25 protein-coding genes are annotated in these 26,462 nt (G+C 60.8%); 12 read left to right on the plus strand and 13 right to left on the minus strand.

The features are described 5' to 3' along the window. Window positions 1-17 precede the first annotated feature (17 nt). The gene (locus tag B1781_RS14650; RefSeq protein WP_078120366.1) at window positions 18-1,292 is read left to right on the plus strand and encodes an FCSD flavin-binding domain-containing protein; all 1,275 of its coding nucleotides are present in this window, start codon (window positions 18-20) and stop codon (window positions 1,290-1,292) included. 115 nt (window positions 1,293-1,407) lie between these two features. On the opposite strand, the gene B1781_RS14655 is transcribed toward B1781_RS14650, so the two are convergent. After that, on the minus strand, window positions 1,408-2,154 hold the full coding sequence (locus B1781_RS14655) for a spermidine synthase (protein WP_078120367.1): 747 nt from the start codon (window positions 2,152-2,154) through the stop codon (window positions 1,408-1,410). Between the two features lie 324 nt (window positions 2,155-2,478). On the opposite strand from B1781_RS14655, the gene B1781_RS14660 reads away from it, so the two are divergent. Then, complete coding sequence (locus B1781_RS14660) at window positions 2,479-3,084, plus strand: LysE family translocator (protein WP_078120368.1); 606 nt, start codon at window positions 2,479-2,481, stop codon at window positions 3,082-3,084. 159 nt (window positions 3,085-3,243) lie between these two features. Here B1781_RS14660 and B1781_RS14665 read toward each other — a convergent pair whose 3' ends face one another. The 3 genes from B1781_RS14665 to B1781_RS14675 all read right to left on the minus strand — a co-directional run bounded on the left by B1781_RS14665 (window position 3,244) and on the right by B1781_RS14675 (window position 6,244). Then, on the minus strand, window positions 3,244-3,447 hold the full coding sequence (locus B1781_RS14665; protein WP_078120369.1) for a hypothetical protein: 204 nt from the start codon (window positions 3,445-3,447) through the stop codon (window positions 3,244-3,246). Beyond that, the gene (locus tag B1781_RS14670) at window positions 3,444-4,937 is read right to left on the minus strand and encodes an AsmA family protein (protein WP_125932109.1); all 1,494 of its coding nucleotides are present in this window, start codon (window positions 4,935-4,937) and stop codon (window positions 3,444-3,446) included. The genes B1781_RS14665 and B1781_RS14670 overlap by 4 nt, the downstream gene beginning before the upstream one ends. Window positions 4,938-5,272: 335 nt before the next feature. Continuing rightward, a complete protein-coding gene (locus B1781_RS14675) occupies window positions 5,273-6,244 on the minus strand; it encodes a zinc transporter ZntB (RefSeq protein WP_078120371.1) in 972 nt (323 codons plus the stop codon). A gap of 229 nt (window positions 6,245-6,473) precedes the next feature. Between B1781_RS14675 and katG the strand changes: the two genes are divergently transcribed. Next, a complete protein-coding gene (gene katG, locus B1781_RS14680; RefSeq protein WP_078120372.1) occupies window positions 6,474-8,669 on the plus strand; it encodes a catalase/peroxidase HPI in 2,196 nt (731 codons plus the stop codon). A gap of 60 nt (window positions 8,670-8,729) precedes the next feature. On the opposite strand, the gene B1781_RS14685 is transcribed toward katG, so the two are convergent. The 8 genes from B1781_RS14685 to B1781_RS14720 form a co-directional block, all read right to left on the minus strand. Further along, window positions 8,730-9,152: a DUF6316 family protein gene (locus B1781_RS14685; protein ID WP_078120373.1), complete on the minus strand. Its 423-nt coding sequence runs from the start codon at window positions 9,150-9,152 to the stop codon at window positions 8,730-8,732. A 261-nt stretch (window positions 9,153-9,413) separates the two neighbouring features. Beyond that, window positions 9,414-10,424, minus strand: coding sequence for a hydrogenase expression/formation protein HypE (hypE, locus tag B1781_RS14690; protein WP_078122083.1), 1,011 nt, complete (start codon window positions 10,422-10,424; stop codon window positions 9,414-9,416). A 112-nt stretch (window positions 10,425-10,536) separates the two neighbouring features. After that, window positions 10,537-12,279 carry a nickel-dependent hydrogenase large subunit gene (locus B1781_RS14695; RefSeq protein ID WP_078120374.1) on the minus strand — a complete coding sequence of 581 codons (1,743 nt, stop codon included), beginning with the start codon at window positions 12,277-12,279 and terminating at the stop codon, window positions 10,537-10,539. A 72-nt stretch (window positions 12,280-12,351) separates the two neighbouring features. Next, a complete protein-coding gene (locus B1781_RS14700) occupies window positions 12,352-13,704 on the minus strand; it encodes a (Fe-S)-binding protein (protein WP_078120375.1) in 1,353 nt (450 codons plus the stop codon). Then, entirely contained in the window at window positions 13,701-14,354 is a 654-nt protein-coding gene (locus B1781_RS14705; RefSeq protein WP_078120376.1) for a nitrate reductase, read from the minus strand. The genes B1781_RS14700 and B1781_RS14705 overlap by 4 nt, the downstream gene beginning before the upstream one ends. Further along, a complete protein-coding gene (locus tag B1781_RS14710; protein ID WP_078120377.1) occupies window positions 14,351-15,415 on the minus strand; it encodes a hydrogenase small subunit in 1,065 nt (354 codons plus the stop codon). Before B1781_RS14710 ends, B1781_RS14705 begins: the two co-directional genes overlap by 4 nt. Then, the gene (locus tag B1781_RS14715; RefSeq protein WP_078120378.1) at window positions 15,412-15,852 is read right to left on the minus strand and encodes a hydrogenase expression/formation C-terminal domain-containing protein; all 441 of its coding nucleotides are present in this window, start codon (window positions 15,850-15,852) and stop codon (window positions 15,412-15,414) included. Before B1781_RS14715 ends, B1781_RS14710 begins: the two co-directional genes overlap by 4 nt. 102 nt (window positions 15,853-15,954) lie before the next feature. Further along, the gene (locus tag B1781_RS14720) at window positions 15,955-16,422 is read right to left on the minus strand and encodes a HyaD/HybD family hydrogenase maturation endopeptidase (RefSeq protein ID WP_078120379.1); all 468 of its coding nucleotides are present in this window, start codon (window positions 16,420-16,422) and stop codon (window positions 15,955-15,957) included. 54 nt (window positions 16,423-16,476) lie between these two features. On the opposite strand from B1781_RS14720, the gene B1781_RS14725 reads away from it, so the two are divergent. The 5 genes from B1781_RS14725 to moaB are packed head-to-tail and all read left to right on the plus strand — an operon-like array spanning window position 16,477 to window position 19,553. Next, a complete protein-coding gene (locus B1781_RS14725; protein ID WP_078120380.1) occupies window positions 16,477-16,716 on the plus strand; it encodes a HypC/HybG/HupF family hydrogenase formation chaperone in 240 nt (79 codons plus the stop codon). Beyond that, entirely contained in the window at window positions 16,709-17,065 is a 357-nt protein-coding gene (locus tag B1781_RS14730) for a hydrogenase maturation nickel metallochaperone HypA/HybF (protein WP_078120381.1), read from the plus strand. Before B1781_RS14725 ends, B1781_RS14730 begins: the two co-directional genes overlap by 8 nt. A gap of 10 nt (window positions 17,066-17,075) precedes the next feature. Then, window positions 17,076-17,918 (plus strand): hydrogenase nickel incorporation protein HypB, encoded by an 843-nt coding sequence (gene hypB, locus B1781_RS14735; RefSeq protein ID WP_078120382.1) that lies wholly within the window; start codon window positions 17,076-17,078, stop codon window positions 17,916-17,918. Further along, window positions 17,911-19,002: a hydrogenase formation protein HypD gene (gene hypD / locus B1781_RS14740; RefSeq protein ID WP_078120383.1), complete on the plus strand. Its 1,092-nt coding sequence runs from the start codon at window positions 17,911-17,913 to the stop codon at window positions 19,000-19,002. Before hypB ends, hypD begins: the two co-directional genes overlap by 8 nt. Window positions 19,003-19,031: 29 nt before the next feature. Further along, window positions 19,032-19,553, plus strand: a complete 522-nt coding sequence (gene moaB, locus B1781_RS14745; protein ID WP_078120384.1) for a molybdenum cofactor biosynthesis protein B — start codon at window positions 19,032-19,034, stop codon at window positions 19,551-19,553. A 6-nt stretch (window positions 19,554-19,559) separates the two neighbouring features. Here the strand turns inward: moaB and B1781_RS14750 are convergent, their stop codons facing one another. Further along, window positions 19,560-21,293 (minus strand): chloride channel protein, encoded by a 1,734-nt coding sequence (locus tag B1781_RS14750; RefSeq protein WP_334223739.1) that lies wholly within the window; start codon window positions 21,291-21,293, stop codon window positions 19,560-19,562. Between the two features lie 164 nt (window positions 21,294-21,457). On the opposite strand from B1781_RS14750, the gene B1781_RS14755 reads away from it, so the two are divergent. From B1781_RS14755 to B1781_RS14770, 4 genes are all read left to right on the plus strand, one after another. Beyond that, window positions 21,458-21,994: a YaeQ family protein gene (locus B1781_RS14755; RefSeq protein WP_078120386.1), complete on the plus strand. Its 537-nt coding sequence runs from the start codon at window positions 21,458-21,460 to the stop codon at window positions 21,992-21,994. 304 nt (window positions 21,995-22,298) lie between these two features. Further along, complete coding sequence (locus tag B1781_RS14760) at window positions 22,299-23,270, plus strand: TAXI family TRAP transporter solute-binding subunit (RefSeq protein ID WP_078120387.1); 972 nt, start codon at window positions 22,299-22,301, stop codon at window positions 23,268-23,270. A 176-nt stretch (window positions 23,271-23,446) separates the two neighbouring features. Then, window positions 23,447-26,011, plus strand: a complete 2,565-nt coding sequence (locus tag B1781_RS14765; RefSeq protein WP_078122084.1) for a TRAP transporter permease — start codon at window positions 23,447-23,449, stop codon at window positions 26,009-26,011. A gap of 15 nt (window positions 26,012-26,026) precedes the next feature. Then, the gene (locus B1781_RS14770; protein WP_078120388.1) at window positions 26,027-26,458 is read left to right on the plus strand and encodes a universal stress protein; all 432 of its coding nucleotides are present in this window, start codon (window positions 26,027-26,029) and stop codon (window positions 26,456-26,458) included. The last annotated feature ends 4 nt before the right edge of the window (window positions 26,459-26,462 follow it).

A 26,462-nucleotide genomic window follows, 5' to 3' on the forward strand; every position in this document is an offset into this window, starting at 1 on the left:
CAGGGGGATCAAGAACAATGGCAAATTTCACACGTAGAAAGTTCATCCAGGTTGCCGGCGGCGCAGCCGCCATCAGCACGCTCGGATTCCCTGCAATTGTCGGCGCGGCCGGTGGCAAAAAAGTGGTCGTTGTCGGCGGCGGTGTCGGCGGCGCGACGGCAGCCAAGTACATCCGTATGGCCGACTCTTCGATCGACGTCACGCTGATCGAACCCAACACCGAGTACTACACCTGCTTCATGAGCAACGAGGTGCTGTCGGGTCATCGTAAGATGGAATCGATCAAGGTGACCTACGATGGCCTGAAGGGTCACGGCGTCAACGTTGTGCACGACACGGTCACCGATATCGACGCGGCCGGCAAAAAGGTCATGACGGCCGGCGGCCAGACCTTCGAGTTCGACCGCTGTGTTGTCGCTCCGGGTATCTCTTTCCAGGACAACATCGAAGGCTACGACGCTGCCGCGATGGAAAAGATGCCGCATGCATGGAAGGCCGGCGAACAGACCGTGCTGCTGCGCAAGCAGCTCGAGGCGATGCCCGACGGCGGCGTCGTCGCAATCGCCGCACCGCCGAACCCGTTCCGCTGCCCGCCTGGGCCTTATGAGCGTGCCTGTCAGATCGGCATGTACCTTCAGGCGCACAAGCCGAAGTCGAAGCTCATCATCATGGACGCCAAAGACAAGTTCTCGAAGATGGGCCTGTTCAAGCAGGCATTCGAGCGCTATTACAAAGGCACCATCGAGTGGGTCGGTGCATCGGACGGCGGCAAGGTAACGCGCGTCGATGCGGCAACCAACACCTTGTATGTCGGTGACACCGCGCACAAGGTCGACGTCGCCAACGTCATCCCGGCACAAAAAGCAGCAGCGATCGCTGAAAAGGCCGGCCTGACCAACGACGCAGGCTGGTGCCCGATCGATGGACGTTCGTTCGAATCCTCGATGCAGCCGGGTGTGCACGTGATCGGCGATGCCTCGGTGGCTTCTCCGCTACCGAAGTCGGGCTACGCCGCCAACTCAGAGGCAAAAGTCTGCGCCGCAGCGATTGTCGAACTGCTCAACGGTCGCGAGCCGGGCGATCCGGCGCTGGTCAACACCTGCTACTCGGTTGTCGGGCCGAACGATGCCATCTCGGTCGCCATGGTCTACGACCTGCAGGACGGCAAGCTGGGCAAGGTTTCGGGCTCGGGCGGTCTGACGCCGTCAGACAGCAGCCCCGAGATGCGTTCCCGCGAGGTGCAGTACGCTTACAGCTGGTTCGAGAACATCAAGAACGACAGCTGGGGTTGATTCAGCCCAGAGCAATAGCTCGCAAAGGGCCCTTCGGGGCCCTTTTTTGTTGGCTGAGTGCACGCCGCCACTGCTTCCGCACCGACAGTGCAAGCAGCGTTGCACACGCCAGCGGCTACTGAATGCGACGAATGCGAAACGGCAGCCGACCGAGCTTCGCTACGCCTGGTGCGCTTGCCGTGCGCAAGGCATCGCGCAGTCGCCTCGCCGACAACGGTTCGCGGATGAACGCGCCCACAGCATTTTCATAGTCGGGCAGGCTCAGGTGAAACGCCCCGCCAAAACGGCCCGGCATAGCCTCCCGCAACTCTGCCGTTGCGGCGCGCAGCGCGTGCGTGCCGATGAAGTTCATCACCAGCACACCGTCGTCGCTCAGGTTGCGTGACAGCAGACCCAACCATTTCTTGTCCGCTTCGACGGCCCGCACCGGTTCACCATCCTGTTCGCCAAACAGGTCGTCGACGATCAGATCGAACGGCGGCCCGCGGTACCGATCCAGCCAATCAACGGCATCGGCCTCGACCAGCTCGGCAATCTGTGGTGTGACACCGAAAAACCGGCGGGCAATTTCGATATGGGTCGGATCGAGCTCGACACCGACGATCCGCTCGGGCTGAACGAACTGCCGCAACAAGCGGACGATGGCACCACCGCCGACGCCGAGTACCAATACCCGCTGCATCCGATTCGACGGCCCAAAAAAGGCCGGTAGCAACAGCAGATTCCAGACCGTATCGCTAATCGGGTTCGCCGCATTGAACTGACTGTGAAACACACCGTTGGTGTACAGTCGTATCGACCTGCCGGCACGGCGCACCTCAAAATGCGTATCACGTGTTGCCTTGGTCCAGATGACTGCCATGCTCGCCGGATGGTTTGGATGTGGTGCGCGGCAGCTTACACGTCCTCATTGAGCGCTGCAGCCCGACTCGTGGGTGACGACTAAGCTTGAGCCGTTCAATGGTTTGTCGAACGATAGCTATTGCGTAGCCGCTGCGCCTTTTACGGAATAAACAATGCGGCTTGTAACTATCAAGCGTCTCATCAGGCTCGACGCACCGTTCAGCCGGACGGATATGCATCGACCATGGTGGACAGACCAGCGATCAATCGGGGCGCGACGGCGTGTCGCCATTGCAGAATACGCATTGAACGTTTCGGCCTGAGTACCATGAGATAGCCGCTAGTGACCATCGACTCTGCCCAACTGGCCGCTTTCCTGCCCGCGGTTGTTGCTTTGGTGGCATCACCTGGGCCGGCGACTCTAGGCCTGGCGGGCGCCGGCGCCGCTTTTGGGTTTCGCGCCGCGCGCCGCTTTCTCGGTGGACTGCTGTGCGGCGCGGCGATGACGCTGCTGATGGTCGGTAGCGGCGTGGCCGGTGCGATATTGGCGCAACCGCTTATCGGGCCGATACTGACGGTGGTCGCGATGTCGTACATGATCTACCTCGCCTACCGAATCGCCACCGCCTCTGCGCTTGGCCGGCATGCTACGCAACCGGAGGCGCCGGGCTTTGCTGCCGGCCTGCTGCTGGCGATGACCAACGTAAAGGCCTATGCCGTGTTCGCCGCCCTGTTTTCCGGATTCGCAGTGATACCCGACGATGCAGTGGACAACGCCTGGCTCAAGGGGCTGGTGATCATGTCGATGCTGACCGTGATCGACTTCACCTGGCTCTATGCCGGCAGCACGTTGAGGCACTTTCTGCACGATCCCAGATTGTCACGCCGGATCAACCTATCGTTTGCCGTTCTGTTGCTGCTTTCGGTCATCTTTGCGGTAGCAATTTAGCATTGCGTGAGGCTGCGTCAGCAGTGTGACTTGGGCCAGCCAACTATTGATGGCGGTGGACAACAACAGCGTTTGTCATGAGTCGGACGAAAGCAGAGAGCGTCCCGCCGACCTCGGCATAGCGTGGACGCACTGCGCGGCTATCCACGATATCCGCCGTCAGTCGAACAAGCCTTTCACCGCGCCGCCGATACCCTTCAGCGCATCGCCGACGTCATCGGCAGCGCGTTCGATCACGTTGCTGTCTTTGCGCCGCACCGCGACGCGCTGTCGGCCCTTGGTGGCGAGCGTCAGGCACGGATTGTCTTCACCGCTGCCCAGTTCACCCAAACCCAGCAACACCGCCGGCGGAAACGAGATCACTCCGACCGCAGCCAGCAGCCCCCTGCCTTGCGGGCCGCACCAAATTTCTCCGGGGTAAAGGTCGGTGAGGTCAGGCTACCGCCAACCTCCACCGGCACAGCGACATTCAGCGTGATGGACTTCGGCTCCGGTTTGAGGACGAGTTGCAGCCGCTCGGAGCGCAGATTGATCTTTCCCGTGCCGTATAGCGTCGAGTTCTCTGAATCGGCCAGCAACAGGCGACTGCTGGCAATACCTCTCGCAATCTTGAAGTCACCGACGGAGCAGTTCAGACGCGCGGACCGCGAATCGTCGTTGAACAACGAACCCAAGGCGGTGCTCAGGCCGCCGACCAGTGTATCGACGTCTTTCAGGTCGGCACGGCCTTTGCCGATGATCCAGCGGCTCGTACCCTGCAGGCCGGCCATGATCTCTGCCAGCGAATTCCCTCGCCCGTGCACGTCGACGTGAAGCTCACCACGTGCATTCAGCCAACGGTTACCGCTTTTCGACTGCAGGAGCGCACCGGCATCCAGGTTCTTGCCGGTGAACAACAATGCCGACCGGGGCGGCTCGACGGATGCATCGATAGTGAGCTGCGCCGACAACTGACCGCTGCCGAGCTGCGCAGCGAAGTCTTTGACTTCGAGCACACCGTCCTTCGTCGTGATCTGCAGAGACACCCGATCGAGACTCAAGGATCCATTGACGAGCTTGCCGATCTGCACGCGAACGTCCGTCTCCAGCGTCGTCGGCACGCTCAAATCAAGCCTCTCGCTGCTGAACAGCTTTGCGCGTGAGCCCTGCGACGAACGATCTGAAACGCCTTCGGCTGACGGTTCGACACGCACAACGTCCGTTGCGAGTTCACCGACAAGCTGTTGGCGATCCTCGTCGACCGTAAAGGACAGTTCGCCACGATAGGTACCGGCGCCGAGCTGAAGGTGGACTTCGTGCAAAGACAGCCCATTCGCCAGGATCTCCGGTGTGACGCGCAGACTGTCGACGGCATATTCAGTGAGATCGCCGTCCGCCTGCTTGCGAGCGAGTGTGACGTTGGTGAAGGAAACAACGTCGATCTGCGGGACCACGCCATCGCCATCCCCGTCGACCGTCTGCAGCTCCCAGTTCGACTCACCGTCGGCGTTCGACTCTAGAAGCAGTGTTCCGTCTTCGATCTCGATACGCTGTATATGCACCTTGCCCGATAGCAAAGGACGCAAGGCCAGCTGTACTCTCAAGGTACCGACCCGCGCCATTTCCCGGTCCGATCCCCAGTCTGCGTTGGCCAGGGCGACATTACCGATCTCGAGCGTGGGATTCAGGGAAGGACGCAGATGCAGGCCCCCCTCAATGATGAGTTGCCTGCCGATGAGGCGTTGCACTTCAGCGGCCAGTTCGTCTTTGTAGTCGTTGGGATCGAATGCAATCCCAACGATAACCAACAGGCTGACTACGACTGCAAGCAGTCCCGACAGGAACATCAATTTGGCCGATCTGCGTCTGCTCACCCGGTAGTTCCACAACCTGCACTACGAGGTACTGTTTATCGGCCGATGAGCTTCAATCTTTGCCGGTAAGCGTCAGATTGCGAACCAGTCGCGCTTCCGACAACCTGCTGCGGAATAAAAAGCGCACTGTCATGAATTAACGGTGGTCGCGATGAACGGCGTTCACTTGTACAAGCGACGATAGTGAACTGGATATCGCATCGACTGCGCTTGCAAGCGCCAGGTTACCGACATCGACACCACCACCTGTCGCAGCCGCCCGCTAAACGCAAACAAGCGCACACCCACTCTGCCAAACCCATGTTGTCAATTCGACCTGGTGCTACGCGGTTCGATCAGAACCAACGTCGCCATCGGAACAGCAACACCTGCAGACCAGTAATCAACAGCAGCACGATCAGGATGTCGACAAACCCGCGCGGATTGTCGGCAAGCGGGATGCCTCCCACGTTGATGCCGAACAGGCCGGTCAGGAATCCCAAAGGCAGAAACACCGCAGCGACGACTGACAGCACATACATGCGTGAATTCAGTTGCTCGGAGAGCTTATTGCCGAGCTCTTCCTGGGTGACGGCAGCGCGTTCGCGCGCTGCATCCAGATCTTCGACATAGCGCGTAACCCGATCGGCCTCTTCGCGCAGACGCAACAGATCGCGATCCTCGAACCAACTCGTGCGCATTACGGTAAGTTGCGCCAAGGCATCGCGTTGCGGCGCAACGTAGCGACGCAATGCGATGATCTCTCGTCGCAGGTCATTGAGTTGAGCACGCAACTGCCGGCTTTCTTCAACCAAGACTCTATCCTGTAGCGCGTCCACTTCGTCATCGATATCGCCGATCACGCCGGCCATACGTGACACCAGGCGTTGCGCGAGCTGCACGACAAAATCGCCGGTACTGGTCGGGCCATGGCCTTGTTCGATAGCGGTACGCAGATCGTGGACTGAGAGCAGCCTGCGGATACGCACCGTGATGATACGGCTCTCTTCCAACCACACGCGGATCGAAACCATGTCTTCCGGATTGGCGCCGGGATTCAGGTTGACTCCGCGCAGAAACAGCATCACGCCACCACCCATCTGCGCACATCGCGGCCGGGTATCTTCAGCAAGCAGCGCATCGACCACCAGGGGATCGAGGCCGCTTTGTTCGCGCAGCCAATGTCGACTGTCTTCCGAATCACGATTCAGATGCACCCACAGCAACCCATCGCCTGGATTCCACGTGGCCACCTCCGCCCAATCAAAGCGGCTCCCCTTACCGTCGCCGTCGATCAAATAAGAGAAAACCAGGCCATCATCATGCATATCGCCCCCGTCGTTCGATCTGTAGCTGTTTCTGTCGCAAGCACTCAACCACGCACTATACCGGCCGGATCGCCGTTTTCGACGTCGCCCCGCCACCGCGGCGTTGCGTCCAATTGCCGCAAGCTATTGACGCCTTTGGAAAGTGCAATTGGTCTCGCGAACAGCGACCGGCTATACCTATCAACAGACAGCAATAACCACGTGGTTCGTGCCACAGGAGAAAATACCGATGTCGACAGAGAGCAAGTGCCCTTTTCATCATACCGCCGGCGGTGGTATGTCCAATCGCGACTGGTGGCCGAACCGTTTGAACCTCGACATCCTGCGTCAGCAGTCGTCGAAGTCGAACCCGATGGACGAAGACTTCAACTACGCCGAGGCATTTCGCAGTCTCGATCTCGATGCCGTCAAAAAGGACCTGCACGCACTGATGACCGATTCGCAGGAGTGGTGGCCGGCGGATTACGGACACTACGGACCGTTCTTCATCCGCATGGCATGGCACAGCGCCGGAACCTATCGAACCAATGACGGGCGCGGTGGTGCAGCGACCGGCAACCAGCGATTTGCACCGATCAACAGCTGGCCGGACAACGTCAACCTCGACAAAGCACGCCGACTGCTGTGGCCCATCAAGCAGAAATATGGCCGCAAGATCTCGTGGGCTGACCTGTTCATTCTCACCGGCAACGTTGCACTTGAATCCATGGGGTTCAAAACCTTCGGATTCGCCGGTGGCCGCGAAGACATCTGGGAACCCGAAAAAGACATCTACTGGGGCAATGAAGACGAATGGCTCGCCACGAGTGACAAGCCGAAAAGCCGCTACAGCGGTGAACGCGATCTGGAAAACCCGCTGGCAGCCGTACAGATGGGCCTGATCTACGTGAACCCCGAAGGCCCGGATGGCGAGCCCGACCCGCTGGCCTCGGGCCGTGACGTGCGTGAGACCTTCGCGCGCATGGCGATGGACGACTACGAAACTGTGGCGCTGACGGCTGGCGGTCATACCTTCGGCAAGTGTCACGGCGCCGGCGATGCCGCACTGGTCGGACCTGAACCGGAAGCTGCCGGCATCGAGGAACAAGGTCTGGGCTGGCGTAGCAGTCACGCCAGCGGCAAAGGCGGTGACCAGATCGGCAGCGGTCTTGAGGGAGCCTGGACACCGACGCCAACAACCTGGGATATGACCTATCTCGATATGTTGTTCGGCAACGAGTGGGAACTGACCAAGAGCCCGGCGGGTGCATGGCAATGGACGCCGAAAGAGACCACCGACAGCAATCAGGCACCTGCGGCCGAAGACGCCTCACAGAAACGGCCGATCATCATGACCACGGCCGACATGTCGATGCGTATGGATCCGGCCTACGAACCGATCGCGCGCCACTTCCACGAAAACCCGGAAGAGTTCGCCGATGCCTTTGCGCGCGCCTGGTTCAAGCTGACCCACCGCGACATGGGCCCACGTTCGCGCTACCTCGGCCCGGAGGTTCCGGCCGAAGAACTGCTATGGCAGGACCCGATTCCCGAAGTCGACCACGAACTGATCGATGACGGTGATGTCGCCGCCCTCAAGTCCAAGCTTCTCGAGACCGGCCTGTCGGTGTCGGACCTGGTTGCCACGGCCTGGGCCTCGGCGTCGACCTATCGCGGTTCGGACATGCGTGGCGGCGCGAACGGTGCGCGCATCCGACTCGCGCCGCAAAAGGACTGGGAGGTGAACCGTCCGCAGCAACTGGCCACAGTGCTCGAGGCAATGGAACGCGTGCAGCGTGAATTCAACGAAGCACAGTCGGGCGGTAAAAAAGTGTCTTTGGCCGACCTGATCGTGCTCGGCGGATGCGCAGCGATCGAAAAAGCAGCGAAAGACGCGGGCCATTCGGTCACCGTTCCTTTCTCAGCCGGGCGCATGGATGCATCGCAGGAACAGACCGACATTGAGGCATTCGAGGTACTCGAGCCCGTGGCCGATGGCTTCCGCAACTATCAGAAAGCCAAGTACGCCTGCTCGGCCGAAGAGATGCTGCTGGATCGGGCACAACTGCTGACGTTGACGCCGCCCGAACTGACCGTATTGATCGGCGGCATGCGCGCATTGAACACCAACGTAGCGAATTCAGGAGACGGCATCTTTACCGACCGGCCCGAGACCCTGACCAATGACTTCTTCGTCAACCTGCTCGACATGGGCACGGTTTGGAAGCCGATGTCTTCGGATAACGACATGTTCGAAGGGACCGATCGCAAAACCGGCGAAACCCAGTGGACGGCTACCCGGGTCGACCTGATCTTCGGCTCGAACTCCGAACTGCGTGCCTTGGCCGAGGTTTACGCGACGGCGGACGCGCAAGAGAAGTTCGTCAACGACTTCGTCGCCGCCTGGAACAAGGTCATGAACCTGGATCGTTTTGATCTGGCCTGATATCGAGTGAACGATGGGCATCCAGCGCAGGCGTGCTGGGTGCCCACGTGCGAATCGTTGCTATCGGGCCGTAAAGCGGTGATCCTGATCCATCACGTAATACAGCACGTCGATGCGCGCCTTTTCCGAACCCGTCGGTTGAGCGCCTCGCAACTCCGCGATCCGTTTGTTCGCCCATGCAAGGGCTGCCGATTCACCCGAGCTGGTTTTCGATTCGAAAAAACTGCTCAGTTCCTGCACCAGATCATGCACCCCGTCTTGCACGCCGACGATCTCGTCATTCACTGCACGTAGCCGGCTGGGTACCGTATAGATGGTTTGTGCGAGGAAGACGGCAAGGCCATGTTTCGCCTCGCTCCGATTGTGGAACGGCCCGACCAGTTCGCCTTCGCGGGTCTGGAAATACCAATCGCCGTTCTCACTGAACAATCGCTGGCTTCTGAAAGGATAACTCTGCTCTTCACCGTAGCGGATCAGTTGCATGTCCCATCCCTCCCAGGCGGATATTCAGAAACAAAAACAGCCTCGATCGCTATCCGATGTGGATCGGAAGCGATGTTCCTTCTCGCTTGCGTGAGGAATTATGTTCGCATGGGGTGGTACAGCAATGCTGTGGCGGGCGGGTGAAATGTGACAGCCTTGGCTTTTTCAACGCCAAGTAAGCTGGGGGCTTTACCTGGCTTAATATCGATCGTCGATCAATGCCGGCCGGCGCGCTGCCGACAGCGACGGGATGCCGATCGGCTAACAGATGCGCGGCAGGGGATCGTCCTCGAGTTCCTCGAGCACGCGCTCGCCGCCCAGTTCGGTAACCAGAATAACGCGCTGCTTGCCTGAGCAGACCGTACCGATGCAACTGGCGTGCTCGCCTTTACTCAGCATCCGCCAGCGCGTCAGCAGGCGGTCGGCATCCTGTTCACTGACCACAGCCACCACCCTGCCCTCGCAGGCGAGGAACAAGGGATCGTATCCGAGCATCTCGCAGACCGCCGAGACCGGCTCGCGCACCGGGATCGCGGTCTGTTCGAGTCGAATCTGCAGACCGGTAACGTGCATCAGCTCATGCATAACGGTGGCGAGTCCACCGCGGGTCGGGTCGCGCATGAAACGCAGCCCGTCGAATTCCAACGCCGCCTGCGTCAGAGGCAGAACGCTCGCCGCATCCGACTGCAGGTCACCGCGCATACCGAAGGCCTCTCGCGCCAGCATCACGGCTACGCCATGATCGCCGACCGGGCCACTGACCAGGATGCGATCGCCGGTCCGAATAGCGGACATCTTCAACACCTTGGCCTTGGGCGCGATACCGACGCCGGTAGTGGCGAGGTAGAGGCCTCCGCCCTCGCCGCGCCGTACCACCTTGGTATCCCCGGCGACGACGGCCACGCCCGTATCTTTGGCGGCCTCGGCGATCGACATCACGATACGCTCGAGCAGCTGCACTTCGAGGCCTTCTTCGATAAAGGCGTTGAGTGTCAGATAGAAAGGCGTAGCACCCGCCACCGCCAGATCGTTGCAGGTACCATGCACGGCAAGAGAACCGATGTTGCCGCCGGGGAACTCCAGCGGCTGCACGGTGAATCCATCGGTGGTTATCAGCGTGCGGCCACGCGGCAACTCGATCGGCGCGGCATCGAGGTGAACATCGAGGATGGGATTTCCACGGCCGAGGTGGCGGGCGAAAACACTGTCGATCAGCTCGCGCATCAAGCGCCCGCCGTTGCCATGGGCAAGACCGATGTGGCTATCGTGCACGTTCAACTCCTGCGGCTTACTGCTCTCGACACTGCCGCTATACGAATGCCAACTCCACTTTACCTGTTTGCACTAAATCTGTTTAGGGTGCGCCCTTATTATTTTCGCGACGTCACCGCACCTTGACCTGCAACATCTCCTCGCCGTCTTCGTCGGTCAGATGAACAGCGCACGCAATACAGGGATCGAAACTGTGGATCGTGCGCAGGATTTCAACCGGTTGTTTGGGATCGTGCAACTCATGATTGTCGGCCAATGCAGCCTCGTAAGCACCGGCCTGGTTCTGCGGGTCGCGCGGACCGGCATTCCAGGTCGATGGCACGACGGCCTGGTAGTTATCAATTTTCTCATCTTTGATCACGATGTAATGCGCCAGGCCACCGCGCGGCGCTTCCATGAAGCCTACACCCTTGGCCTCACTCGGCCAGCTGGAAGGTTCCCATAAGGTCTCATTGAAGGTGCGCGTGTTGCCGGCCTTGATGTTGGCCATCAGTGAATCCATCCAGCTCTGCATCTTGTCGGCGATCAATTTGGTTTCGAGCGTCCGCGCGGCTGTGCGCCCCAGGGTCGAGAACAAGGCACGCTTGTCGGCGCCGAGCTTGCCCAACGTGTCGTCGACCAGGGCGCGGGTTGCCTCGTCACCCTTGGCATACAACACCAGCACCCGTGCCAGCGGACCAACCTCCATTGGCTTGCCTTTCCAACGTGGTGACTTCAACCACGAATAGCCGTCGTCGACGTTGAGTTGCTTGTACGGGGTATCGGGCCCGCCGCGGCCCTGGTAATCGAACTTGGTCTCGCCCTTCCACGGGTGCAGCCCCTTGTCGTTGCCGTCCTCGTAGTCGTACCAGCTGTGCGCCACGAACTCCTGGATCTCGGCATCGGCGCGCATGTCGACTTCCTGCACCTCGTTGAGATTACGGTCGACGATCGCACCCGGCGGGATCCACCAGCTGCCGGGATCGCGCAGGTTGGTGCCCGCTTCGGCAGACGGGAAATCGCCGAACACCAGGAAGTTGCCGAGCCCTTCGCCGCGATAGAACCAATCCTTGTAGAAGCCGGCGACGGCCAACGTGTCCGGCACGTAGACCTGGTCGACGAAGGTGCGCATCTTGTCGATGATGGTTTGCACCAACGCCAGGCGGCTGGCGTTGACCGCCGAATCCGAATCGAGATCGATCGGGTTGGGCGTACCGCCGACCAGGAACATCGGGTGCGGGTTCTTGCCGCCGAACACTGCATGCAGCTTGACCACGTCGCGCTGCCATTCGAGCGCCTCGAGGTAATGCGATACCGCCATCAGGTTGGCCTCCGGCGGCAGCTTGTATGCAGGGTGCCCCCAATAGGCCTTGGCGAAGATGCCCAACTGACCGGCCTCGACGAAGGTCTTCAGCCGTTTCTGCGTGTCCGCGAAATAGCCCGCCGAGGCCTTCGGCCAGTTCGACAAACTCTGCGCCAGCTCGGCGGTCGCTTTCGGATCGGCCTGCAAGGCGCTGACCACATCCACCCAGTCGAGTGCATGCAGGTGGTAGAAGTGCATCACGTGATCGTGCACATACTGCGCGGCGATCATCAGGTTGCGGATCAATTGCGCGTTCGGCGGAATCTCGTAGTCCAGCGCATCTTCCACTGCGCGCACGGAGGCGATGCCGTGCACCAAGGTGCACACCCCGCAGATACGCTGCGCATAGGCCCAGGCGTCGCGTGGGTCGCGCCCCTGCATGATCAACTCGATGCCACGCACCATGGTTCCCGACGAGTAGGCGGCATCGATCTGCTTGCCGTTCATCTGCGCCTCGATGCGCAGGTGTCCCTCGATGCGGGTGATCGGATCGACAACGACACGTTCAGTCATTTTCGTTACCTTTCTGTTGGTCTCGCCGACCGGCTCCTTGATGCCGATCGCTGTTGTGCCTCAAGAGACGCGTCAATGGGTTGTCGGCTGCTGCTCGGGCAACGCCTCGGCCACCAGTTCGACCAGCGATTCGATTCCCTTGTCCCATCCCGATCGCATCGCACCGTTCAGGAAGTTGAGGCGGCAGCTTCCGCATGCCGTAACCACCGAGTCGGCACCGGTCTTCTCAACTTGGTTGATCTTGATCTGGAACGCCTTCTGCCGCAGGTCCGCCGCGCTGTTGATCAGGAATACCCCGGCGCCGCCGCCGCAGCACCAGTTCAGTTCCTTCGACGACTCGACCTCGCGGAAGTCGACGCCAAGTGCATCCAATACCCAGCGCGGCTCTTCGATCGTGCCCGAATGGCGCGCGAGCTTGCACGGATCGTGGAAGGTGACCTTGCGTGAGCGCCCCAAGGCGTTCAGCTTGAGCCGCCCCGATTTCACCTCGCGGCCGAGGAATTCGGAGATCGCCAACACCTCGAACGGCAGCGGTCCACCGTGTTCGTTGGCGGCCTCCCAACGCATCGAGGGATAGGCATGTCCGCATTCGGGAATGATCACGGTCTTGGCGCCGCAGGCGTTGGCGGCCGCGATGATGCGCTCGGACGCCGCCTTCTGTACCCGCTCATAACCGGACAGCAGGCCGAAGTTGGCTGCCTCGTAACCGTCGGAACGCAAGGTCCAGTCGAGACCGAGATGATTCATGATGCGCGCCGTCGCGATCAGGCCATCGGTGAACAGCAGGATATCGATGACGCTGGTGGTGATCAGGATGTCGGCCTTCTCTTTGTCCAGCGGGATGTCGAGGCCCGACTCCTGCAGTTTCATGATGGCGCCTTTCATCTGTTCCGGTCCGACACCGAACAGCGACTCGTGGCCACCCTGCTCCTGTTCCATCGCCATCAGCTCGGCGGGAATCATACCGGCGTTGGCCATGCCCTGGCGCATCACGTTGACCATGCCGGCGATGTTGATGCCCATCGGGCAGACCATCGAGCAGCGTCCGCATTCGGTACAACTGTCGTACACCAGCTCCTGGCATTCCTGCAGTTCCTTGACGGTGATGTCGTGGGTGTACAGGCGGTGCAGCCAACGCAGCGGCGACAGCTCGCGCCGGTAGACACGTTTGAGCAGGTCGAGCTTACGGATCGGCACGTATTTGGGATCGTCGGTGCCGACAAAGTAATGGCATGCCGAGGCGCAGTGTCCGCAATGAATGCAGGATTCGAGGTCGATCGCCATGCGCCCGTTCAGTTTGCGGATGAATGTCTCCTTGGCGGTCGACACGCGTTCGGCATCGGTCATCTGCGGCGGCTGGGCATTGTCACCGAGTCGCGGCAGCATCTCCGCGAACTGCTTGAACATCTCCATATTGACGGTCATGCCTTAACCCCCCTGCGTTGCATCGCAGCGCCGAGCTGGGCGCGCGACGGCACCCAAAGAATCGCGTGGAACAATTTGCCGAACGGGAACCACACCAGCATCAGGTCGACGCTGAGAATATGCAGCGCCAGCACCGTCGGATACGGGCCGCCGATATGGGCATAGGCCATCATTCCGGTCACGACCGGCAGCAGGGTCAGCAGCCAACTGATGTAATCGTCGACGTTGCTGATCGCTTTCAGATACGGCGTTGTCAAGCGTCGTACCAGCAGCGCAACCATCGAGGCGATGGTGACTGCACCGGCGAACATCACAAAGTCGTTCGACACACCGGGCCACGAGATGCCCAGCAATCCCTCAATGAACAGGATGTGCGGCGTGAACAGGAACACGACGATCGCCAACCCGATGTGCATGACATAGGCGAGCACCCAGGCATACACCGTCTTCGACTGGAATTCCTTGCGCGGCCAGAAGCGGCTGAATACGGTACGCACACCGCCGGCTGCCGTGCTTTCCGAACGCGGTGCAGACAGATCGGCCTCACGGCGTACCAGCCAGGCGCCGACCAGGCGCCACAGGCTGCCGGCGACGAAGATGATCAACGCCCATTCGAGCGCCGGCCCACGGGCAAAATCGAGCAGAGTCATACCTCCTCCTTCCGGTCGGCCTGGGCCTGCCGGGAGCGTGAACCGAGCGCCGCGGCGACACCTACTGCCGCCCCGATGCCGGCGGCCATCGCAATGCCTTCGGCCGAGCCGTGCGTACCCTTCGACAAGGCTTCGTAGAAGCCGCCTTTATCCCAGAACGCAGGCTCCGAGCAGCCGATGCAGCCGTGTCCCGCTTCGATCGGAAAGCTCGTGCCTTCGTTCCACTTGGCGGTGGCGCAGGCGTTGTAGGTGATGGGCCCTTTGCAACCGAGCTTGAACAGACACCAGCCTTTGCGTGCACCCTCGTCGTCGAAGGTCTCGGCAAACTGGCCACGCTCGTAGAACGGCCGGCGGTAGCAACGGTCATGAATCGTCTGCCCGAAGAACACTTTGGGTCGATTCAGTTCATCCAGTTCGGGCAAACGGCCGAACGCCAGGTAGTGCGCGAGTACACCCGTGATCACCGTCGGGATCGGCGGACATCCGGGTACGTTGACGATCGGCTTGTCGGTGATGATCTCGGACACGGCGACCGCACCGGTCGGGTTCGGGTCGGCCTTCGGCAGTCCGCCGTAGGCCGCACAGGTGCCGACCGACACAATCGCCGCTGCCCCCTTGGCAACCTCTTTGAGCATGTCGAGATTGGTCATCCCGGCAATCGTTGAATAGATGCCGTTGTCCCTGATCGGTATCGACCCATCGACCACCAGCAGGTACTTGCCCTGATTCTCATGCATCGCTGCTTCGCGCGCCTGTTCGGCGGCATCGCCGGCAGCGGCCTGCAGGGTGTGATGGTAGTCGAGTGAGATGTGATCGAAGATCAGCCCTTCGATCGTCGGCGTGTGGCTGCGTGTCAGTGACTCGGTGCAACCGGTACATTCCTGAAACGAAAGCCAGATCACCGACGGCCGTTTTGCCGATTCCAACGCCGCAGCGATGCGCGGGATCATGCTTGCAGGCAGCGCCATCATCGACGCCGTCGCCGCACAGAACTTCATGAAACCGCGACGCGATATACCATGTTCGCGCAGGCGTACGGCCAAAGTATCTTTATCGCTCATTGGACTTCCTCTTGGGAGTCGGTTTCTTGTTGTAGCGCCGCGCGCAGACGCGCCAACGCGTCGACAACGTCACCCTGCGGCGTCATCAGAATCTTCGGCATGCGGGTTACTTCAATGTGCAGCGTCAGTCGACACTGATCAGCGTTGCGGTGTTCGACGAACCAGACGCCAGAATAGGCCGTCTCGTAGACCTCGGTCGGGCCGAATGCATCCATGTCGGCGCTGACCTCGCCGCGCCCCAAAAGGTCGCGCAGCTCGCGTTCGTCACGCTCGCTGAAAGGCATCGCCGCCAGGTCGATGGTGCTCTCGGCACCGGTTTCAGCGAGATCGGCAAGTGCCTGTTCCAGCTGGCGCAGGACCGGGGCGAGATTGTCGGTGCGGAAATCCTTTTGCAGACCGTCGTCGACCCGTACAGGAATCGAATCCAAACCGCTCATGCTTTATTAACGCCCGCTAATATGGACGATTTCCAATCTAAAGCATTTGAATTTCGGCGGTATGACGTGCGTCAACAGATACGTCGTTAGTCTCGGTAATAATCAATGACACCAACGATTGGCCAGGTTTAAAGCCACCGCGGCGACCGGCTGAATGGTGGGCGCAAGCGCTGCGCTCGGCGACTCTCCCCAATCGAGTTTCGCCGGTTCTATGCCGATCAGGGCGCGATGCTGCGGAAAGGTACCGGAAAGTCGCGAGATATCGAACAGATCCATCAGGCCGACCTCGTGCACGCTGGAACGATTGCCGGTCAGGTAGCGGTCCATGGCCTCGCCTTCGAGACACTTGACGGTGCCGGCCGGCTCGCCGAAGCGCGCCGCATCCACAACGATCAGGTTGTCATGCTCGGCGATCGGCTCCGCGAGCGTGAAGCTCAGTGTTCCGCCGTCGAGGTAGGTTACATTGGGCGCATCCGCGTGGTGTTGCTCGAGGTAGCGTACGACATGGATACCGATGCCCTCGTCCGAAAGCAGGTTGTTGCCGATGCCGAGTATGAGGGTGCGACACATGAGCAGGCTCGTTCGATAAGAGGTAACTGAAGCGTGAGGGTAACGTAACAGAACATGTGCCTGGGCATCCCGATGCAAATCAAACAGATCGACGGCTTCACCGCACGCTGCGAGGCCAAGGGCGTCGAGCGTGACGTCAGCCTGTTCATGCTGCAGCACGAGCCGCTCGATACCGGCGACTTCGTGATCGTGCACGTCGGTTACGCCATTCAGAAAGTCACGCCGGAAGACGCCGCGACCGCGTGGGAGATCTACGACGAGATGCTCGCCAGGGAAAACGGCGGTCATGCATGAGCTCGCCGTATGCCAGGGCCTGATGCGCCAGATCGAATTGCTGGCGCAACGTGAACAGGCCGAGTGCATTACGGCGATCCGCCTGAGCATCGGCCCGCTCTCGGGTGTCGAACCGCAACTGCTCGCCGATGCCTTCCCCATTGCATCGGCCGGCAGCATCGCCGAAGGCGCCACCCTCGAGGTCGAATCCCAACCCATCCGGGTACGCTGCCTGACTTGCGGCGCCGAATCGGATGCAACGATGAACAAGCTGGTCTGCGGCAGTTGCGGCGACTTTCGCACGCAGTTGCTCAGCGGCGATGAACTCTTGCTCACCAGTGTGGAACTGGAGAGGCGTCAACACGCCTGAGGAGTACGCTATGTGCGATACCTGTGGATGCAACATTACCGACGGCAACCGATACCTGCTCGAAGGCGATGGCAAGCTCGCGCGCACCGAGTCGGGTCGCGAGGCGGTGCAGGTGCTCGAAGGCCTGCTCAGCGAAAACGATCACGTCGCCGCACACAACCGTGAGCACTTCGACCGGCACGGCGTACTGGCGATCAACCTGATGTCGTCGCCCGGTTCGGGCAAAACGCGTCTGTTGGAAGAGACCATCACGGCGCTCGGCGACGAATTGCGTATCGCCGTTGTCGAAGGCGATCTGGAAACCGAAAACGATGCACAGCGCATTCGCGACAAGGGCGTGAACGCGGTGCAGATCACCACCGGCACCGCCTGCCACCTCGATGCCCACATGGTGCACGGCGCGCTACATGCCGTCGATCTCGACGACGTCGACATCCTGTTCATCGAGAACGTCGGCAACCTGGTGTGCCCGGCGAGCTTCGACCTCGGTCAGCACCGCAATGTCACGCTGTTGTCGGTCACCGAAGGTGACGACAAGCCGGCCAAGTACCCGGTCATCTTCCGTGCTGCCGACCTGGTGTTGATCAGCAAGGCCGACCTGCTGCCGGTGCTCGATGATTTCTCGCCGAGCAAGGCCGAGGGTCATTTGCGTCAACTGGCCAGCGCTGCGCCGCTGATCGCGCTGTCCGCCAAATCCGGCGTCGGCCTCGACGACTGGCTGGCCTGGTTGCGCGAGGCGCGCGAAGCTGTAGCGGCCAAAGTCGCTGACGGCGCAACGGTACGCCCGGCGATCCAACCGGAAGGCCAGCAGCTGCACGCACACCCTCATCACCACGCGCATACGCATGACTGATGCCCGCACCTGGCTGAGCCGCATAGCGGCGCTGCCGACAAGCGACAAGGTGCGCATCATGAACGTGTGCGGCGGCCATGAACGCACCGTGAGCCAGTCCGGCCTGCGCAGCGCCCTGCCCGATCACATCGAGATCATTCCCGGACCGGGCTGCCCGGTCTGCGTGTGTCCCGAAGAGGACATCTACCAGGCGATCCAACTCGCAGTGCACGATGGCGTGATCCTGGTGGCGTTCGGCGACATGCTGCGCGTGCCGGTCAATGTCGCAAAAGGCGAGATCCGATCACTCACCGAGGCGCGCGCGGCCGGCGCCGATGTGCGGCCGATCGCCTCGCCGCTCGAAGCCCGGCGGATCGCCAACGACAATCCGACGCGCGAGGTCGTGTTCTTCGCCGCCGGTTTCGAAACCACGATGGCGCCGGTCGCGGCGATGCTGCTCGAAGGCATCCCAAACAACCTGACATTACTGCTCTCCGGTCGGCTGACCTGGCCGGCGGTGGCAATGTTGCTGGATACCGAGCAGGCCGGTTTCGACGGCCTGATCGCGCCCGGTCACGTAGCGACCGTGATGGGCCCGGAGGAATGGGCCTTCGTCCATGAACAACACGGCATACCGGTGGCCGTCGCCGGTTTCTCGACCGACAGCCTGGTCACGGCGACCTATTCGGTGCTGCGCCAGCACCTCGAACACCGACCGTTTCTCGACAACTGCTATGCCGGCGTCGTGCGGCCGGGCGGCAACCCCGTCGCACGCGAGCAGATGGCGCAGGCATTCGATATCGTCGCGGCCAACTGGCGCGGTATCGGCGAGATTGCTGACTCGGGCTATGCATTGCGGCCGGACTATGCGCAACACGACGCTCGCCGGCGCTTTGCCGACCACGCCGATAGCGAACGCCGCAGAATCGGCGAGATGCCACCGGGCTGCGACTGCGCACGCGTGGTGCTCGGCAAGCTCTACCCCAACCAATGCCGCCTGTACGGCTCGGCCTGCACACCGCGCCACCCGATCGGCCCCTGCATGGTGTCGGATGAAGGTGCCTGTCGCATCTGGCTGTCGAGTGGTGTTGAATATGCGGCCTGACTTCGAAACCTGATCGTGGCGACATCCCAATGAGCGAAGAGCGCAACTTCATCCCACTGAACCTGTGTCTGCTGACCATCTCCGATACGCGTACCGAGGCCGACGACAAGTCCGGCGCCGTACTGAAAAAAATGGTCACCGAAGGCGGCCACACGGTCTATGAGCAGACCATCGTGCCCGACGACAAGTACGCGATTCGCGCGGTCGTCTCACGCTGGGTTGCAGACCATGACGTGAACGCGGTGATCACGACCGGCGGTACGGGTCTTACCGGTCGCGACGGCACACCCGAAGCGGTGACGCCCCTTTTGGACAAGATCATCGATGGCTTCGGCGAGATGTTCCGCGTGTTGTCATACGAGCTGATCGGCACCTCGACCATGCAGTCGCGCGCGATTGCCGGCGTAGCCAACGCAACCTTCGTGTTCTGCCTGCCCGGTTCGTCGGGCGCCTGCAAAGACGGCTGGAGCAAACTGATCTCGCATCAGCTCGACTATCGCACCCGCCCATGCAACCTGGTCGAATTGATGCCGCGTCTGCTCGAAAAGTAACAGCACTCAGCGATACGACTGTTCGACCGTGTCCTGCGTCAGAATGCCGTAAACACGGCGAATACCGGGCGCGGTCATGCGCCATACGACCAATGCCTCGGCGTGAGTGTCGTTGAACCGCGTCCAGGCCTCCTGCAGATTGGCCTGCAACTCGATGGTGTCCACTTCAAGTCGTTTGCCCGGGATCGACATCAGGTCGACGGTCGTCTCCTCGCTGCCTTCTTCATCGAGCGTCCCCAGATGCTTGGCCAGATCGACGGCCGGCATCACCACCGCGTGCTCGCCCTCGTGATCGATCAACAGGTAGCTGGGATTGTCCTTCAACACCTCGCGTGCGCGTTCAATGGAGATTTCGGTATCGAGGCGCACGTAGTCGCGGTTCATCACGCTGGCCACGCCGATGCGGCGCAGTGCCTGGAACACGGGATTGGTGCCGTAGTCGAGACCGTTGGCGCGCAACATGGTGATGAACAGCGATTGCTTGCCGAAGATCTCGCTCGCCGTCAGACCCGAAACAACCACGGCCAACATCCCCGGCAGAATAATCTCCGGGTTATCGGTGAGTTCGAGCATCGCAGTCAGCGCCGCCAACGGCGCCTGCAGGCTGCCCGACATCATTGCACCCATGCCGACCAGGGCGAAAAAGCCGATATGCGTATCCAGCCCGTAGGGCGTCAACATCGCGATGTGCGCCAACAGCGCACCCAGCATCGCGCCGATGAACAACGCCGGCCCGATCATGCCGCCGGGCACGCCAAGGCCGATACACACGGAAGTCGCCAGCAACTTGCCGACCAACAACAGCAGCAGCATCGATAACACAAAGTCGCCGTGCAACGCCGCATCGACGGAGTCATAGCCGATACCCATGACCTGCGGCAGCATCCAGCCCGCGGCACCGACGAACACGCCGGCCAGCAGCATCCGCCAGCCGATCGACAGCGGCTTGGCGTAGCGCGCAACGGTCTGCACCATCTGGATGAACGCAGCAGACGCCGCACCGGCCGCGATGCCGAGAACCAACACCAGTACCAGTTCGGTCAACGACCCCATGTCCATCGCCGGCACGGCAAACGCCGGCTCACTGCCAAACACCAGGTTCGACAAGGTGGTCGCGCTGACCGCCGCAAGAATGACCGGGATGAAACTGGCGACGGTGTATTCCATCATCACCACTTCGAGGGCGAAGATCACGCCCGCCAACGGCGTGTTGAACGATGCGGCGATACCCGCCGCGGTACCGCAACCGACCAGCGCGCGGATTACGTTGTTGGGCAATGACAGACGCTGACCGAGCAGGCTGCCGGAAGACGCGCCCAGAAAGATATGCGGACCTTCGCGCCCCACCGAATGGCCGCCGATCAACGCAATCGCTGCGCCGAAGAATTGCAGAAAGAACGCCCGCCAGGTGCATTGCCCCTGGTGATAGGCCATGCGCTCCATCACGCGCGCCACACCGAGCACCTGAATCCCCTTGCCGCCCAGGCGAAACATCGCCGCGAGCAGTATCGCCGCGGCAACCGGCAGGGCCAGGCGCGCCCACAGCGGCAGAGCCTCGAAGTTCTCCGGCCCTTCTCCGGGCAGCAGCGCCTCCTGCACACCCTCGACGAACAAACGGAACAGCACAATCACACCGCCGGCGATCAGACCGGTCAGCAAGCCCAGCGCCGCCAACTGGATCAACGCATCGGGTCGCGCGAGGCGGATGCGCGACTCGTCGAGTCGCTCCGCCAGTCGCATTCTGATCTTATCGAGAACCTTGGGTATCATATTGCGCGGAATCGGGGTGCCGGGGTAACGCTTCTACCAGCAGGCTTTGGTCGATCATGCCCTATATGGCGCATCGACTCTAGCGATCCCACTCGCCCACCTCGGAACGGAACCGCAAGGAACAACTGACCGCCATGGCGCTGAATGCCACCATCTTTCGCTGCGTTATGCAGATCTCCGACCTCGACCGCGGATACTTCAACGACCACACACTGACGATCGCGCGCCACCCTTCAGAGACCGATGAACGGATGATGGTGAGGCTATTGGCTTTTGCGTTGCACGCACATCCCGATCTGCATTTCACGCGCGGTCTGAGCCAGGACAATGAGCCGGACATATGGCAGAAGTCGCTGACCGGCGACATCGATCTGTGGATAGAAGTGGGCCAGCCGGACGAGCGTCGGCTGCGCAAGGCACTCGGACGCGCCCGGCGCGTGGTCGTCTATTGCTATCAACAGCGGTCGGCGGATGTATGGTGGCAGCAGATCGCCTCCAAGGTGGCAAATCTCGATGCCCTGAGTGTCTATAAACTGCCCGATGGCGTCAGCGAGCACCTGGCCCGTTTTGCCGAGCGCAACATGACGCTGCAATGTCTTGTTCAGGACGGCGAGATCTGGTTTTCGAGCATGCAGGACAATCTGCGCTTCATCCCCGAACAACTTCAATGATGTATCCAAGGCATTGCCTGCGGCTAAGGTCGAAACATCATTAGCGAACGATGAAACAGGCCCGCTTGGCATTCTGATATCGGTGTGATTCGACGTCAAAAAGCCCCAAATCGTGGCCTTCGAGCCTAATATCTGTTAAGAAGTCCATACCCAAGTCCCAGCGCATGGATCAATCACCACCGAAAGCGAAATGTCTGGTGGATATTCGCGTCGCAGACGGCGGAGCGTGTCATTCTCTCGGCTAACGTGGTGGCGGTGATCAGCCATTCGCACAACCAACAAATAACAGCCCGGAGGAATCTCTATGCTTGGCAAAAGCACTCTGTTCAGCGCAGCACTCGTGGCGGCGATCGGAATAGGTGGCGTCACCACCGCAAGCGCACAATCATTCATCACAATCGGTACCGGCGGCGTTACCGGCGTCTACTACCCCACCGGCGGCGCCATCTGTCGCCTGGTCAACAAAGGCCGCAAAGAACACGGTATCCGCTGCTCGGTCGAATCGACCGGCGGCTCGGTATACAACCTCAACACCATCCGTGCCGGTGAACTCGACATGGGTGTCGCCCAGTCGGACTGGCAGTACCACGCCTACAACGGCACCAGCAAGTTCGAAGAGGCCGGAGCGAACAAAGACCTGCGCGCCGTGTTCTCGGTGCACGCCGAGCCGTTCACCGTGGTCGCGCGTAAAGACTCGGGCATCAAGACCTTCGACGACCTCAAAGGCAAGCGCGTCAACATCGGTAACCCCGGTTCCGGTCAGCGCGGCACGATGGAAGTCGTGATGCAGGCCAAAGGCTGGACCAAGGACGATTTCTCGCTGGTCTCTGAGCTGAAGGCTGCCGAGCAGTCGAAAGCGCTGTGTGACAACAAGATCGACGCCATGGTCTACGTGGTGGGCCACCCGAACGGTTCGATCAAAGAGGCCACCACCTCGTGCGACACGGTGCTGGTACCGGTTGACGGTCCGGTCATCGAGAAGCTCGTCGGCGACAACTCCTATTACCGTGTCGCCACCATCCCCGGCGGCATGTACTCAGGCAGCCCGGACGACATCAAAACCTTCGGTGTCGGTGCCACCTTTGTCTCGTCGACCAACACACCGGCCGATACCGTCTACCAGGTGGTCAAGGCCGTCTTCGAAAACTTCGACGACTTCCGCAAGCTGCATCCCGCCTTCGCCAATCTGAAAAAAGAAGAGATGGTCAAGGACGGTCTGTCGGCCCCGTTGCATGACGGCGCCGCCAAGTACTACAAAGAAGCCGGCCTGATGTAAGACCGGTCGATGCCCGGCCGCGCGACTCTCGCTCGGCCGGGCGTTCCACCCGCGGTGCCCACTGCGGGTGACGTGTCGGCCTTCGCGCAACGGTCGGCACTCGATGTCGAGAGCCCTTTTGGCGATGCCGTAAGCCGTGGGAGAAAGTCGTGGCAGAAGAAAACAAAACCGACGCGATGGATAACGATGTCAACGAGCTGGTCGCACAAGTCGACACAGGCGCTCGGCATCCCGCCGGATTACCCGGCAAGATTCTTTACGGCGTACCGATCGTCTGGTCGCTGTTTCAACTGTGGTACGCCTCACCACTCCCCTTTCAATTTGGCTTCGGCGTATTCAACGATACCGAGGCGCGGGCCATCCACCTGGCATTTGCGATCTTTCTCGCCTACACCGCCTACCCGGCACTGAGATCGTCGCCCCGGGATTACATCCCGATCCAAGACTGGGTGTTCGCCGCCCTCGGCGCCTTCAGTGCGGCCTACATTTATATCTTTTACACCGATCTTGCCGGTCGCTCGGGAGCACCGACGACGTTCGATCTGGTGACCGCGATCATCGGCATGCTGTTACTGCTCGAGGCGACCCGACGGGCGCTCGGCCCGCCGTTGATGATCGTCGCGATCGTATTTCTGACCTACACGTTCGGCGGACCGTACATGCCGGACGTGATTGCGCATAAGGGACAAAGTCTGCAGAAGGTGATGTCGCACCAGTGGCTGACCACCGAGGGCGTGTTCGGCATCGCGCTGGGCGTGTCGACCAGTTTCGTGTTCCTGTTTGTGCTGTTCGGCGCGTTGCTGGAAAAGGCCGGTGCCGGCAACTACTTCATCAAGGTGGCATTCGCGCTGCTGGGTCACATGAAGGGCGGACCGGCCAAGGCGGCAGTCGTCGCATCGGCGACTACCGGTTTGATCTCAGGCTCGTCGATCGCGAACGTCGCGACCACCGGCACCTTCACGATTCCGCTGATGAAACGCGTCGGTTTCCCCGGCACCAAGGCCGGCGCAGTCGAAGTCGCCGGCTCAACCAACGGCCAGCTGACGCCACCGGTCATGGGCGCCGCAGCCTTCCTGATGATCGAATACGTCGGCATCTCGTATATCGAGGTCATCAAACACGCGATCCTGCCTGCCGTGATCTCGTACATCGCGCTGGTGTATATCGTTCACCTCGAGGCATTGAAGGCCAACATGAGCGGCCTGCCGCGCCGCAACAACCCGACCATCGCACAGAAGCTGCTGAGCTTTACCGGCATCGTCGCCGGCGCCTGCATCATCGGCTTTGCGGTGTATTACGGCATCGGCTGGATCAAGGATCTTGCCGGCGATGCGGCGATCTATATCGTCGGCGTACTGGTCGCGGCGGCCTATATCGGCCTGTTGAAATTCGCGACGACCTACCCCGAACTGGAAATGGACGACCCGAACAACCCGGTGCTGGAGCTTCCGGAAACCGGTCCGACCGTCAAAGCTGGCTTGTATTTCCTGCTACCAATCGTCGTCTTGATGTGGTGCCTGATCGTCGAGCGTTTCTCGCCCGGCCTGTCGGCATTTTGGGCAACGGTACTGATGATCGTCATCGTCGTTACCCAGCGCCCGCTGCTCGCCTATTTCCGCAAGCATCAAACCCAAGGTGAATTCAAACGCGGCCTGCTCGATTGCGTCGACGGTCTGGCACACGGTGCGCGCAATATGATCGGCATCGGTGTGGCTACTGCTGCGGCCGGCATTATCGTCGGCACCATCACCCTGACCGGCATCGGTCAAGTCATGATCGAATTTGTCGAGTTCATCTCCGGCGGCAATCTGATGGCAGCGCTGATCTTCACCGCGATGATCTGCATCATCCTCGGCATGGGTCTGCCGACCACCGCCAACTACATTGTGGTGTCGAGCCTGATGGCTCCGGTCGTCGTGTCGTTGGCAGCCACCAACGGCATCATCGTGCCGCTGATTGCCGTACATATGTTCGTGTTCTACTTCGGCATATTGGCCGACGACACGCCACCGGTAGGCCTCGCGGCCTTTGCTGCCGCCGCGATCGCCAAGAGCGACCCGATCAAGACCGGCATCCAGGGTTTCATGTACGACATCCGTACCGCGATCCTGCCCTTCCTGTTCATCTTCAATACCGAGTTGCTGCTGATCGGCATCGAGAGCTGGTTCGAACTGATCATCGTGATCGTGTCAGCGACGATTGCCATGCTGTTGTTCGCCGCCGCCACCCAGGGGTTCTGGTTGACCAAGAGCCGGCTGTGGGAATCGCTGGCATTGCTGTTGGTCGCGTTCACGCTGTTCCGGCCCGGCTACTGGTGGGATGAAATCTACCCGCCGACCGAAACCCTGCCGGCCACGCAGATCACCGAGCGTGCGGCCGCAATACCGGAGAACGGTAAGCTGCGGATGTCGGTGCAAGGTGAGAACCTCGACGGCAAATTCATCAGCAAGGTCGTGATGCTGCCGTTGGGCAAGCCCGGTGACGGTGCCGAGCGGCTTGCCGATGCCGGCCTCGAGGTGCGCACCGAAGACGGCAAAGTGTACGCCGACAATGTCATGTTCGGCAGCTCGGCCCAGCAGGTAGGCATCGACTTCGATTGGGAGATCGTGAACCTGGAAATCGCAGCCGACCGGCCGCCGAAACACCTGATGTTCATCCCTGCCCTGTTGCTGCTGGGTTTCGTCGCCTGGCTGCAACGACGCCGAATGGGTCCCCCTGCAGCGCAACCGCAAATCGCCTGACCGGAGATACCGCTCATGTTCAAGGAAATCCTGTTACCCGTGGATCTGCAGGAAACGGCGCTGTCGGAACGGGCGATCGCGATCGCCCAAGACGTCGCCGAGCACTACGACTCCAACATCACGGTCATCACCGTGATACCCGACTTCGGTCTGCCGTTGGTCGCCAACTTCTTTCCGGAAGACACAATGAAGCAGGCGAACAAAGAGGTCTGTGCCGAACTCAAACGGTTCGTCGCGCAGCACTTTCGCCAGCCCGACAAAGTCAAAACCGACGTGCGCCAAGGCAGCAGCCCGCACAAGGCGGTCGTGAAGTATGCCGACAAGCACCATGTCGACCTGATCATTATCCCGTCGCGCGCCAAGGATGTGAGCAAGCTGTTTCTCGGCTCGAGCGCAACGCACGTGGTCGAACGCGCACCTTGTTCCGTGATGGTGGTCCGCCCCTGAGGTT

The organism is Thiosocius teredinicola, from assembly GCF_002009425.1.
GTDB lineage: Bacteria > Pseudomonadota > Gammaproteobacteria > Chromatiales > Chromatiaceae > Thiosocius > Thiosocius teredinicola.